We start from the raw sequence: 12,559 nt of genomic DNA on the forward strand, positions 1-12,559 counted from the left end.
CTGATGCCCTCACCCCGGCCCTCTCCCACAGGGAGAGGGAGAAAACCGCACAGGAATCAGAGATAACTGCGGACAGTCCCCCTCTCCCACTTGTGGGAGAGGGTTAGGGTGAGGGCAACCCAGTTTTATTTACCGGTCGGACGCAACGCTGGGAACAGGATCACATCACGGATGGTGTGGCTGTTGGTGAACAGCATCACCATACGGTCGATACCGATACCCAAACCTGCGGTTGGCGGCAGGCCGTGCTCCAGTGCGGTGACGTAATCTTCGTCGTAGAACATCGCTTCGTCATCGCCAGCATCTTTGGCATTTACCTGCTGCAGGAAACGCTCAGCCTGATCTTCTGCATCGTTCAGCTCGGAGAAGCCGTTACCAATTTCACGGCCGCCAATGAAGAACTCAAAGCGGTCAGTGATTTCTGGGTTCTCGTCGTTACGACGTGCCAGCGGTGACACTTCAGCCGGATATTCAGTGATGAAGGTCGGCTGAATCAGACTTGCTTCTGCGGTCTCTTCGAAGATCTCAGTGACTACGCGGCCCAGACCCCAGCTCTTTTCCACTTTGATGTGCAGCGACTTCGCAATCGCGACCGCTTTATCAAAGTCTTCCAGATCGTTCAGGTCAGTCTCTGGACGGTACTTTTTGATCGCTTCACGCATGGTGAGCTTCTCAAACGGCTTACCGAAATCGAAGGTGTGGTCACCGTAAGGCACTTCGGTGGTGCCCAGTACGTCTTGCGCCAGGGTACGGAACAGGCTTTCTGTCAGTTCGATCAGATCTTTGTAATCCGCATACGCCATGTAGAGTTCCATCATGGTGAACTCTGGGTTATGACGTGGCGAAATACCTTCGTTACGGAAGTTACGGTTGATCTCGAATACGCGATCAAAGCCACCGACCACCAGACGTTTCAGGTACAGCTCTGGCGCAATACGCAGGTACATATCGATGTCGAGCGCATTGTGATGGGTGATAAACGGACGGGCAGACGCCCCGCCAGGGATCACCTGCATCATTGGAGTTTCCACTTCCATAAAGTCACGGTTAACCATGAACTGGCGAATGCCGGCCATGATTTTAGAACGCACTTTGAAGGTGTTACGTGAAGCGTCGTTCGAGATCAGGTCCAGATAACGCTGGCGATAGCGGGTTTCCTGATCGGCCAGACCGTGGAATTTATCCGGCAGCGGACGCAATGCTTTAGTCAGCAGACGCAGCTCAGTGATGTGAATCGACAACTCACCGGTTTTGGTCTTGAACAACTTACCGCGCGCGCCGAGGATATCGCCGAGGTCCCACTTCTTGAACTGCTCGTTGTAAACGCCTTCTGGCAGATCGTCACGTGAAACGTAGATCTGAATCTGGCCACCGACATCCTGCAGCGTGGCGAAGGAGGCTTTACCCATGATGCGACGCGTCATCATACGACCCGCCACGCTCACTTCGACGCCGAGTGCTTCCAGCTCTTCGTTTTCTTTGGCGTCATAGCTGGCGTGCAGCACATCGGAGGTGGTATCGCGACGGAAATCATTGGGAAACGCGATGCCCTTTTCACGCAGCGCGCTGAGTTTTTCGCGACGCGCTTTCAGTTCGTTGTTTAACTCAAGGGCGGCATCAGCGCTCTGCGGTTGTTGTTCAGACATGTCGGTTCCTTATAACCCTGCTTTTAAACTTGCTTCAATAAAACGGTCGATGTCGCCATCCAGCACCGCTTGAGTATTGCGCGTCTCTACGCTGGTGCGCAGATCCTTGATACGTGAATCATCGAGCACGTAAGAGCGAATCTGGCTGCCCCAGCCGATATCGGATTTATTATCTTCCGCAGCCTGCTTGTCAGCGTTTTTCTTCTGCATCTCATATTCGTACAGTTTTGCACGCAGCTGCTTGAAAGCCTGATCTTTGTTTTTATGCTGTGAACGGTCGTTCTGGCACTGCACTACAATGTTGGTCGGCAAGTGGGTAATACGCACCGCAGACTCGGTTTTGTTAACGTGCTGACCACCCGCGCCCGAGGCACGGTAGACGTCGATACGCAGATCGGCTGGATTGATATCGATATCGATGTTGTCATCCACTTCCGGGTAAATAAACACCGAACTGAATGAGGTGTGGCGACGGCCGCCGGAGTCAAACGGACTCTTACGCACCAGGCGATGGACACCGGTTTCCGTGCGCAGCCAGCCAAACGCGTAGTCACCGATGATTTTAATGGTGGCAGATTTGGTCCCAGCCACTTCACCATCTGACTCTTCAATGATTTCGGTTTTGTAGCCTTTGGCTTCCGCCCAGCGCAGGTACATGCGCAGCAGCATGCTGGCCCAGTCTTGCGCTTCGGTGCCGCCAGAACCGGCCTGGATATCCATGTAGCAGTCAGCGCTGTCATATTCGCCGGAGAACATGCGACGGAATTCGAGTTCGCCCAGCTTCACTTCAAGTGCATCGAGTTCAGCAACGGCTTCGTTGAAGGTCTCTTCGTCGTCGGCTTCAACGGCCAGATCGAGCAAGCCCTGCACATCTTCCAGGCCTTGACGCATGTGGTCTAAGGTTTCCACCACGGCTTCCAGTGAAGCACGTTCTTTGCCCAGCGCCTGAGCACGCTCTGGTTCGTTCCAGACGTCAGGTTGTTCCAGCTCGGCGTTTACTTCTTCGAGGCGTTCTTTCTTGGCATCATAGTCAAAGATACCCCCTAAGAACGTCGCTGCGCTCGCTGAGGTCCTGAATACGATTTTTGACCGGATTAATTTCAAACATGGCTTTTCAGTCTTTTTTGACGAATCGGTGATAGGAGATAAAACGTAACGCGGTAGTTTACCCGAAAGCACGCTCAGTTTGTAGCATTGCTCCCCGGTTGTTTTCGGTCGCCATAAATGGCGCCCCTACAGAGATCGGAGCATGTTGTTGGATGCGCATCTTGGGCTTTTGGTCGCCATAAATGGCGCCCCACAACATGCCCCGGAATAGGTTAGGCCATATTGTAGGGTGCGCATTTATGCGCACCTGGATGTGTTGTGACGTTACTGAGGCCAGATATGGTCAATAATCAGCTGCACCGATCGGTTGCCGCGATATTCATTGATATCCAGTTTATAAGCGAGTTTCACCTGGCGCACGCTGGTGTCTGGCCACAGGGTGGTATCAACGTTGAAGGCGATGCCATCCAGCAGCGGACCGCCGCCCAGCGGTTCAATCATCACTTTCAGGTGACGTTCACCCACCAGCTTCTGCTGCAGCAGTTTGAACTGCCCATCGAATACCGGTTCCGGGAACGCCTGGCCCCAGGGACCGGCTTCACGTAGCATTTCGGCGGTGCGCAGGCTGAACTCCTGCGCATGCAGTTCACCATCAGACCAAATCACGCCCTGCAACGCTTCACCATCCAGCCACTCGTCAATCAGCGCGGCAAAGCGTTCACGGAACAGATCGTACTTCTCGGTTTCCAGTGACAGACCGGCGGCCATGGCGTGACCACCAAATTTGATCATCATGCCCGGATAGAGCGTATCGAGTCGTTCCAGCGCATCACGCAAATGCAAGCCAGCGATCGAACGGCCAGAGCCTTTCAGGGTGCCATCTCCAGCGGGCGCGAAGGCGATCACCGGGCGATGGAAACGCTCTTTTAAGCGTGATGCCAGAATCCCCACTACGCCCTGATGCCACTCGGGATGGTAAAACGCAAGGCCAAGCGGCAAATCCGTGTGCTGGCGCTCCAGCTCATCGCACAGCGCCAGCGCCTCACTTTTCATGCCCTGTTCAATCTCTTTACGCGTTTGGTTTAACGCATCAAGTTCGTTGGCGAGCATGCGCGCCTGGGCAATATCTTCCGTGAGCAGCAGCGCCACGCCAACCGACATATCATCCAGGCGACCTGCCGCATTCAGGCGAGGCCCCACGGCAAAACCGAGATCGCTGGCGGCCAGCTGGCGCGCATCACGGTTAGCAATTTCCAGCAGCGCACGGATGCCGGCACGGCATTTCCCGGCACGGATGCGGCTTAAGCCCTGCCACACCAAAATGCGGTTGTTGGCATCCAGCGGGACCACGTCAGCCACGGTGCCCAACGCAACTAAGTCGAGCAACTCCGCCAGATTGGGTTCGGCACGGCCATCGCTGAACCAGTTCTTTTTCCGTAAATGGGCCCGCAGCGCCAGCATCAGATAAAACGCCACGCCCACGCCCGCCAGCGAGCGCGAAGGAAATTCACTGTCGTTGAGATTGGGGTTAACGATCGCCTCAGCCTGTGGCAGCGTGTCGCCGGGCAAGTGGTGATCGGTGACCAACACCGGAATACCGTGCTGATGCGCGGTGTCGACGCCAGCATGGGAAGAGATGCCGTTATCCACGGTGAGAATCATCTCCGCACCACGTGCACGCGCCTGCTCCACCACCTCCGGACTCAGGCCATAACCATCTTCAAAGCGGTTGGGCACCAGATAATCGACGTTGCCGCCCAGACTGCGCAGCGCCAGCACGGTGAGTGCCGTACTGGTGGCACCATCTGCATCGAAATCACCCACCACCACAATGCGGCGGCCCGATTCCAGCATCTGATGCAGCAACGTCACGGCTTGTTCAATGCCACCCAATGTTTGCCATGGCAGCAGATGTTTGGCACCGCGCTCAAGTTCGGCGGCATCCTGCACACCACGTTGCAGATAAAGACGACGCAGCAGCGGCGGTAAATGATCGGGTAAGCTGGCGTCGGCCTGGGCTTCACGCCGACGCAGTTCGACAGAATGAATCACTGTGAATTAACCGCCCCGCTTCTGACCATCAAGTACCTGTTTCAGCTCTTGCGGGCCTTGATAACCGGGGATCATCGCGCCGGTATCCGTCAGGATCGCAGGTGTGCCCTGAATCCCGTAGAGAATGCCGAGCTGATAGTGTTTATCGAGATTGATTTTGCAGGTCTCTGGCGCTTCCATTTGTGGCGCATCGCCTTTCATTGCCGCATCAAATGCTTTGTTGCGATCGGCACTGCACCAAACAGCGCGCATCGCTTTTTCCACCTGACCATGCAGCCCTTCACGCGGGAAAGCCAGGTAGCGCACGGTGATGCCCAGCGCATTGTAGTCCGCCATTTGCTCATGCAGCTTACGGCAGTAGCCACAGGTGATATCGGTGAACACGGTAATCACATGCTGCTCTTTTGGCGCTTTGTAGACGATCATTTCTGGAGCCAGCGCACTGATTTTTTTATCCAGCAGCTGATTGGTGACGTTCACCGGTTGTGCACCGCTGACATCGTACAGTGGCCCCTGGATCATGTGTTTACCGTCTTCGCTGACGTAGAGTACGCCACTTTCGGTTAATACGGTTTTCATCCCCGGCAACGGTGATGGCTGGATTTCAACCTGTTGCAGCCCGAGTTTTTTCAAAGCTTGTTGAATGGCGCTGTCATCGGCATGAGCCAGACCGGTAAAGGCGCTGACCAACAATGCCAGCATCGTTAACTGTTTTTTCATCTCTAATCCTTGTTGCCGCTGCTCAGGCGCGCGGATGATGCTGTTGATGTAACTGACGCAGGCGCTCGGTAGCAACGTGCGTATAAATTTGGGTTGTCGAGAGGTCACTGTGGCCCAGCAACATCTGTACGACGCGCAAATCCGCGCCGTGGTTCAGTAAATGTGTGGCAAATGCGTGACGCAGCACGTGCGGCGACAGTTTTTCGCTGTCGATCTCTGCCAGAGTGGCATAGTGCTTGATGCGATGCCAGAAGGTCTGTCGGGTCATTTGTTGCGCGCGGTTACTGGGGAACATCACATCCAGCGTTTGGCCGTTCAACAGCCAGGGACGCCCGTGCTCCATATAATGCTCCAGCCAGTAAATGGCTTCTTCACCTAACGGCACAAGGCGCTCTTTGTTGCCTTTACCAATCACGCGCACTACACCCTGACGCAAACTGATGTCGCTGATGGTGAGCCCCACCAGCTCCGACACGCGCAAGCCGGTGGCATACAGCAATTCCAGCATCGCTTTGTCACGCAGCTCAAGCGGAACGTCGATGCTCGGTGCCTGCAATAACCTTTCGACCTGTTTTTCACTGAGATCTTTTGGCAAGCGCTGTGGCAGCTTCGGTGCAGAAAGCAGCGCGCTGGGGTCATCACTGCGCAGCTTTTCACGATAAAGATATTGGAACAGGCGGCGTATAGCGCTGAGCGTGCGTGCTGAGCTGGTGGCTTTGTAGCCTCCCTCGACGCGTTCGGCGAGAAACTGCTGTAAATCGGGCGCTTCCAGCGTCACCAGGGTTCGTTCGTGATGATGTAACCAGCCGGTGAGCGTTTGCAGATCCTGGCGATACGACGCAAGGGTGTTTTGCGCCAGATTTCGCTCAATCCAGAGCGCATCCAGAAACTGTTCTATCAGATCGCTGTCCTGCACGGTTCCCCTCCAGCGCGTGTGAAATCGTGCTCATTATGCCTGAAAGTCACCTGCTTCTGGTACAATTGCGCCAAAGTGAGTATCAGTCAGAGCATTAATTGCATGAATATCGGTCTATTTTGAACAATGATTATTTAAACAATAAAATTCAATAGCTTAACAAATGCTAAATTAGTCATTGGCGACAAATTGGCGGCAAATTTATTACTACTCCTACAAAAAAACCCGCAATGCGGGTTTATTTTTTTAAAGTTTTTTTCAAAGCCATAGAACGTGCTGAACATTCCTACTTGGATGAGGCGGTACGGGGGTCACTTCTGCAGGTTTCATGATGATTGCGGATACCGTCTCAAGTGACTTAAAGGTGCAGCCGCAATTTATATTCTGGCATTGGTTATACCGCTCTTTTGTATCCTTGGATATCTGACTACTGCTGCGAGTGTGAGCTGCATTCCCGCATAATGGACAATTCATCATTTATACACCCTCGCCACTGATTTCATTTACGAACTTTCTGATGGATTGTATACATTTTCGCACTTTCATAGAAGGTCTAATCCATCTCAAGGGAATCTATTTTCACCTCTAAATCCACGCTCGTCGTAAACCCACTGTCTGCGCTCAGGCTGTGAGTCAGCGTGGTGACGATCCATTCCCCTGCATCAATTGCCTGCTTAAACCCGCTCACTTTCACTGGCATTTCGGTGTAGAGGTCCGCACGACCTCGCGCCAGCTGAATGGAGAAAGATGCAACACCGCGCTGCAGACGCTCCCACTGCATCTTTGCGGCACGCTCGGCGTTGGCACGGTTTGCATAGGTGCGGCTCAGTACCAGCACGTTTTCATCGGTGCCGATCAGATAGTCGCCCTGCTTTGCCTCCGGCTCTGTCTTCTTTGCCGTGGTTTTACGCCTGCGCTTAACTTTTGCCTGAGGCTTTTTGGCCGGTTCACGGGTATGCAGCCAGCTCGCAATGACGCCGGTGTAAGCGTCACGGTCTGCCAGCGTGAACCGGTGGCCGTCTCCATCTTTGCGCTGAAGCGTAATGACCGGCAGCGCTTTTCCGCTGGCGGTCTTACCCTGCCCCTGCCGGATAAACAGCAGGCTGCCGTTCTTCACGCATGCGATCGCACCGCACTGCTTTGCCAGCCGCATCAGAAAACTGGCGTCTGACTCGTTGGTCTGGTCGAGGTGGTCAATGTCCATTTTTGCCATATCCTCACCCAGCGCCACCGTCAGCTTGTGCCTCCCGGCGATATCTTTCACCATCTCCCCGACGGTGGTTTTATGCCAGGACTTCTCCCGCTTCGTGTTCAGCGTCTGCCGGAAATCCGCGCTGCGTGCCCGCAGCACCAGACGGTCTGGCGTACCGGTGTGCTCAATTTCATCCACCGTATAGGTGCCCTTCGGAAACAACGCTTCCCCCTGCCAGCCCAGCGCCAGCGAAAGCGATACGCCCCGGCGCGGTAAACTCAACTGGCCGTCGGCGTCGTCAAGCTCAATGTCCAGTTGGTCCGCCTCAAATCCCCGGTTATCCGTAAGGGTCAGGCTCAGCAGCCGCTTTTCAAGCTTCTGCGTGATATCAGCACCTTCCAGCGTAAGCCTGAAGGCGGGTGAACTGGACTGCCCGTTTATCCACTGGTTTACCATCATGATAAAAGCCCTCCCGCTGCAGCGGTGAGCTTACCGGCGGCGGTGGTCGCGGCGCTCTGCATCGCGGAAAGCTGATCGCTGAGGCTGCCGAACATTTCACCCAGCGATTCATCGGTGCGCTTCAGCGTGAGCGTGAACTCGATACGACGACACACGCCGCTGCTGAAGAACTCCGCTTTGGTCTGGTTCAGGCTCTCGATCACGTACATGCCATAAATGGTGCCGCTGCCCTCAATCAGCGGCCAGGCGCGGCCCAGCTCCGCAATCTGCTCCAGTGCAAACAGCGACAGCCTGCCGCCGGTAATCTCCGGCAGCAGCACGCCGGAGAGCGTCAGCGTGTCATTGTCCGGGCCGAGAAACTGCAGCGACGGGCGCACGCCCACGCGATTATTCGCGGGAAAGCGCCAGCTGCGCTGCAGCAGCAGCTCCTGATACGGGACCGTTTTCAGCATGAAAACGAACATGCCCAGCGTCATCATCATTCGTCAAATCCTCCCCTGTCGCGGTAGCTGCTGCGGGCGCGGGCCTGCGCCTGACGCTCTCTGGCCTCCAGCCTGCGCATCAGCTCGTCCAGTAAATCGTTCGCGCTCTGGCCTGGCTGCTGCATGATGTGAATATCGTATTTCCCGTGCATCACGATGGCCGGTTGCCCTGCCGCGTTGCCGCCGCTGCCCGCGCTGGCTGCCAGAGACGGTGCAGGCAGGCTCATGGGGTGCAGCGGTGCAGCGGTGGCGGGTGCGGCTGCCCCTCCCAGCGCCAGCGCAGCCATGGCGGCAAGCTGCGCGGTGCGCCTGCGGCTGGTCACGTTCACCGGACCGTTAATCAGCTCCGGGCCGTTTTCCCCCACAATCCCTGCCTGCCCGGACGGGATATTGCCGCCGGTGTCATACATGCGGGGAAATCCGCCCGGCGGCAACACCACTTTGCCGTCCATATTCACCGCCGCAGGACGGGGTGGTATAAGTGGCGCGCCTGTCTTGTCACCACCGGGCTTCAGGAAGTCCGGCAGATAGTCGGTGAGTGAGGAAAACTTACTTTTCAGTGCATCCCACTTCTGGCTGACGCCTGCCAGCAGGCCGTCAATCATCTGCGACCCCGCCTCCTGAAAACGCGCGGGCAGCGCCTGCACGTCGGACACAATCTCATCCCACTTGGTGCTGATGTAGGTGCGGATGGTCGTCCAGATGCTGCTGACTTTGGTACTGATAGCGTCCCACAGCGCGGCAAACTTCGGCCCAAGCGTGTCCCAGTGCTGCCAGATGTAAAACGCGCCGGCAGCAATCAGGCCAATCACAGCCAGAATGGGGTTCGCCATCATCAATCGACCCAGCCAAAGCACGCCATTGCCGACGATGCCAATAGCGCTCTTAATCAGCCCGAACGCGCTGAACGCTTTAATACCCAGCACGCTGCAGCTCATGCGAATGAGCGCCAGCGGCCCGAGAATGGCAGCGGCTGCCAGCGACAGTGCGCCAATGGCCGTCACAGCGATAGCAAATCCGGCGGCCATTCTGAACAGCGCCGCCGTCAGTTGCGGATGCTGCTGTACAAAATTACCTAAGGCGCTGGCAAGGTTTCCCAGCCAGTCAACCAGCCGCTTGAGGTCAGGCGCAACGGTGGCACCAATCGCCGACAGGGCATTGGTGAACGAACCGCCAGCCGCGTCCCAGCGGTTTGCCAGCGTCTTCAGTGAGGCATCCACGCGCTCGCGTAATGAGGCCTGATTGTCGAGCTTGGCGGCAGTTTCACGGTACCCAACGAGGCCTTTGGAAATCATGTTGCTCAGTACCTGGAGCGTTTCGGAATCATCTCCAAACATATCTTTTAGCGTGCGAAGGCGCTTTTCTGTGCTGAGCTTATTTAACTGATCCAGTTGGGCATACATTTTTTCAATCCCGGCAAACTCTCCATTGCCGTTTGTGAAATCGAATTTAATGCCCGTACCTTTAAGGTCCTTGTTTACTCCTTTGATTTTTTTGAATCCATCATGGATTGCAGCACTTTTCGATATGCGTTCCCTGCCGAACCACCATCCATACCCTGCTGGTCTGCCATTACCAGAAGTGGCGCAAATGCCTTGGCAGCATCAATGCCTTTCATCTTGATGATGTCCATCGCGCTGCCTATTTTGGCAAAGCCCTGCAGCATGTTGTCCGAATCGACGCCCGCATAAAAACCCTTCTGGATGATGTCGGTGAGCGCCATCATGTCCTTTTCGCTGGTCTGCGTGGCGTCCTGCAGCTTCGCCGCAAACTCAGCGGCATCCGTTGGCGCCATCTTCAGCTGGACGCCGAGATAGGCCGTGGCCTCACCCAGCCCGCCGAGTATCGCCTGCGCAGACATCCCCTGACGGCGCAGCATGGTCATCATGTTCTGAAAGTCTGCCGTGGTGCCGGGCAGCTTGTCGCCCAGGCTCACCGCCAGACGGTTAATCTGCAGATACTCAGGCAGTACTTTCGCCCCCGGCCCCATCATGGAGGCGGCAAGCTGCGTGGCGGCATTTTCGGAGTCCGCATAGGCCCGCACCGGGGCCATCAGAGTGACACCCGTTGTCGCGCCCGTGGCAACCATCCCCGCGCCGTTTCCGGCAAGCTTGTTGCGCGTCTCGGTCAGCTTTTCATGGCGCGCACGAATGGCCGCCAGCTTCTGCTGCCGCTCACCCAGCCTGCGCAGCTCCGCCTGCTGGCGCTCAATGGCTCCGGTTGCCGCCTGCGCGTCTGTCTTCAGCTGACGCTGTGCGGCGCTCAGCTGTTTGGTGTCAATGCCCGCGGCACTCAGCGCCTCGCGCTGGCGCTGGACCGACAGGCGCAGTCCGTTGTAGGTCTGCTGCAGCTGGCTGGCGCGGTTCTTCGCCTGCTCCAGCACGCGGGCCTGTGCGGCGGTGGGGCGGTTGGTCTCGCTGAACTGCACGGCAAGGCGCGCCGCTTCCTCGCGGGCGGCCTTGAGATTGTTGGCCGTGATGGCAAGCTGCGTGCGCGATTTGCGGAATCCGTCAATGCGCCCCGCCTGCTCGTTCAGGGTTTTCAGGCCGTCTTTGCTGGCCTTAAGCGCGGCGGCCAGCTCTTTTGAGCCGTCGCGCGCGTTGCGAAAGGGGCGCGTGATTTTATCCACCGCGCTCAGTACCACCTGCAGCCGCAGGTTTGTGTCACTCATCGTCACCGGCTCCGCTTCGCTGAATCGCTTTATGCCGCCATGCCAGCACGTCCGTCAGGGATTCCGCGTACATAACCGGCGGCGGCCAGTGAAAAACGGTAGCAATATCGGCTACCAGATCTTCGACCGTCAGGCCATCAGGGAAGCTGACAGCGCCGACTTCGGCAACAAAAAAGTCACCACCTCAACGGAGAGCGACAGCAGGTCCGCCGGGTCCATTTCAGTGATTTCCTGCGTGGTCAGCACCGGGCTGGTAACGCGGGGCAGCACCACCATCATGGCGTTCACGTCCATGTCCATCAGCGCCTGCAGACGGGTGCCGCGCAGTGCGCCGGACTGCGGCTTGCGAACAACGACGCTTTTAATCTCGGTTTTGCCGCGCAGGATCGGGGTGTCCAGCACAACGGTTTTTTCAGATGGTGCAGTTTTGTCTGTCATGATGCGTTTCCATGAAAATAAAAGGATGAAAAGCGGCAGGCGCGAGGCCCGCCGGATTAACTACAGGCCGAGCGCGTTGCGGTGCGCCTCCATCAGGTCTTTGCCGTCCACGATGTGGATCATGTTCACGATATCAATCTCGTAAACCACCTCACCGTTAATGGTCAGCTTGGCGTAGCTGTTGGTCGCGGACACCTTGGTGGTGCTGGATTCGCCGGTCTTCCATTCGCCGGAGTCCAGCTCCTTGTAGCGGCCACGCGTCACCAGCTCGACCGCCTGCACCTCGCCGGTGTCATCGCGCTGGATAGAGCCGGTAAAGCGCAGCTGGATACCGTCCACCGTTTCGGTGCCGAGCTGTTTGAACAGCAGCGACTCGGTGCCGCCCACGGTGAACTCCGTATCCAGCGCGCCGTCGTCCAGCCCCATGTCGATGTCCACCGCACCGGCCATACCGCCGCCGCGATATTTTTCGAACTTGCGCGTGACCTTGGGCAGGGTCAGGGACTCAACCAGCCCCTGCCAGTTGTTACCTGCGTTGAACAGGTTCAGGTGCTTGAGTTTGCGGGGTAATGCCATGTTTCCGTCTCCTTATGCGCTGACGCGGCTGGCAAAGTTGACCAGATACTGGTCGGTGATGCGCTGACGCAGCAGCAGGTTTTCCAGCGGTGGCACCGGCGTGTAGTCGTAATCGATCAGCAGCTTGCCCGCCTTGAGCGTGTCCTTATCGTTCACGCTCTCATCCAGCCAGCAGTCCGCACCGATGAGATAGCCCTGATTGACCAGGCTGCGCAGCTTCGCGCGGATGCTCTCGATAATGTCGCGGGCCAGCGACGGGTTAAGCGCGCCGTCAACGGACCACATCTGCGCTTCGGCCATGGTGTCCATCAGCACCTGCGCGGTGCGGGTGTAACACTCGAAGGCAAACAGCGCGTCGTC

The 12,559-nt window shown here is 56.8% G+C and carries 12 protein-coding genes and 1 pseudogene; all 13 read right to left on the bottom strand.

The window, feature by feature from the left end; translation table 11 throughout:
• Nucleotides 1-125 precede the first annotated feature (125 nt).
• Nucleotides 126-1,646, bottom strand: coding sequence for a lysine--tRNA ligase (gene lysS / locus PSSD_RS23770; RefSeq protein ID WP_058973931.1), 1,521 nt, complete (start codon nucleotides 1,644-1,646; stop codon nucleotides 126-128).
• A 9-nt stretch (nucleotides 1,647-1,655) separates the two neighbouring features.
• A protein-coding gene (prfB, locus tag PSSD_RS26870; protein WP_102135998.1) for a peptide chain release factor 2 occupies nucleotides 1,656-2,754 on the bottom strand; the annotation gives its coding sequence in 2 pieces (ribosomal slippage) (nucleotides 1,656-2,678 and nucleotides 2,680-2,754; 1,098 coding nt in all).
• 263 nt (nucleotides 2,755-3,017) lie between these two features.
• Nucleotides 3,018-4,745 carry a single-stranded-DNA-specific exonuclease RecJ gene (gene recJ / locus PSSD_RS23775; protein ID WP_058973932.1) on the bottom strand — a complete coding sequence of 576 codons (1,728 nt, stop codon included), beginning with the start codon at nucleotides 4,743-4,745 and terminating at the stop codon, nucleotides 3,018-3,020.
• A 6-nt stretch (nucleotides 4,746-4,751) separates the two neighbouring features.
• The gene (gene dsbC / locus PSSD_RS23780) at nucleotides 4,752-5,465 is read right to left on the bottom strand and encodes a bifunctional protein-disulfide isomerase/oxidoreductase DsbC (protein WP_039331829.1); all 714 of its coding nucleotides are present in this window, start codon (nucleotides 5,463-5,465) and stop codon (nucleotides 4,752-4,754) included.
• A gap of 22 nt (nucleotides 5,466-5,487) precedes the next feature.
• Nucleotides 5,488-6,381: a site-specific tyrosine recombinase XerD gene (xerD, locus tag PSSD_RS23785; protein WP_039331831.1), complete on the bottom strand. Its 894-nt coding sequence runs from the start codon at nucleotides 6,379-6,381 to the stop codon at nucleotides 5,488-5,490.
• A gap of 258 nt (nucleotides 6,382-6,639) precedes the next feature.
• A complete protein-coding gene (locus tag PSSD_RS26875; RefSeq protein ID WP_072215028.1) occupies nucleotides 6,640-6,858 on the bottom strand; it encodes an ogr/Delta-like zinc finger family protein in 219 nt (72 codons plus the stop codon).
• A 76-nt stretch (nucleotides 6,859-6,934) separates the two neighbouring features.
• Nucleotides 6,935-8,032, bottom strand: a complete 1,098-nt coding sequence (locus PSSD_RS23790) for a phage late control D family protein (RefSeq protein WP_058973933.1) — start codon at nucleotides 8,030-8,032, stop codon at nucleotides 6,935-6,937.
• The gene (locus tag PSSD_RS23795; protein WP_058973934.1) at nucleotides 8,029-8,514 is read right to left on the bottom strand and encodes a phage tail protein; all 486 of its coding nucleotides are present in this window, start codon (nucleotides 8,512-8,514) and stop codon (nucleotides 8,029-8,031) included. The genes PSSD_RS23790 and PSSD_RS23795 overlap by 4 nt, the downstream gene beginning before the upstream one ends.
• Nucleotides 8,511-11,185 (bottom strand): annotated as a pseudogene (locus PSSD_RS23800) (phage tail tape measure protein). The gene PSSD_RS23795 and the pseudogene PSSD_RS23800 overlap by 4 nt, the downstream one beginning before the upstream one ends.
• Entirely contained in the window at nucleotides 11,178-11,318 is a 141-nt protein-coding gene (locus PSSD_RS28390) for a GpE family phage tail protein (protein ID WP_072215029.1), read from the bottom strand. The pseudogene PSSD_RS23800 and the gene PSSD_RS28390 overlap by 8 nt, the downstream one beginning before the upstream one ends.
• Entirely contained in the window at nucleotides 11,315-11,623 is a 309-nt protein-coding gene (locus tag PSSD_RS23805; RefSeq protein ID WP_058973935.1) for a phage tail assembly protein, read from the bottom strand. The genes PSSD_RS28390 and PSSD_RS23805 overlap by 4 nt, the downstream gene beginning before the upstream one ends.
• Nucleotides 11,624-11,683: 60 nt before the next feature.
• The gene (locus PSSD_RS23810; RefSeq protein WP_058973936.1) at nucleotides 11,684-12,199 is read right to left on the bottom strand and encodes a phage major tail tube protein; all 516 of its coding nucleotides are present in this window, start codon (nucleotides 12,197-12,199) and stop codon (nucleotides 11,684-11,686) included.
• A gap of 12 nt (nucleotides 12,200-12,211) precedes the next feature.
• Nucleotides 12,212-12,559, bottom strand: a 348-nt coding sequence (locus PSSD_RS23815) for a phage tail sheath C-terminal domain-containing protein (RefSeq protein WP_304949877.1), incomplete at its 5' end; no start/stop codon positions are given.

Origin of the sequence: Type-D symbiont of Plautia stali, assembly GCF_001485335.1 — a bacterium.
Classification (GTDB): Bacteria; Pseudomonadota; Gammaproteobacteria; order Enterobacterales; family Enterobacteriaceae; genus Pantoea; species Pantoea vagans_C.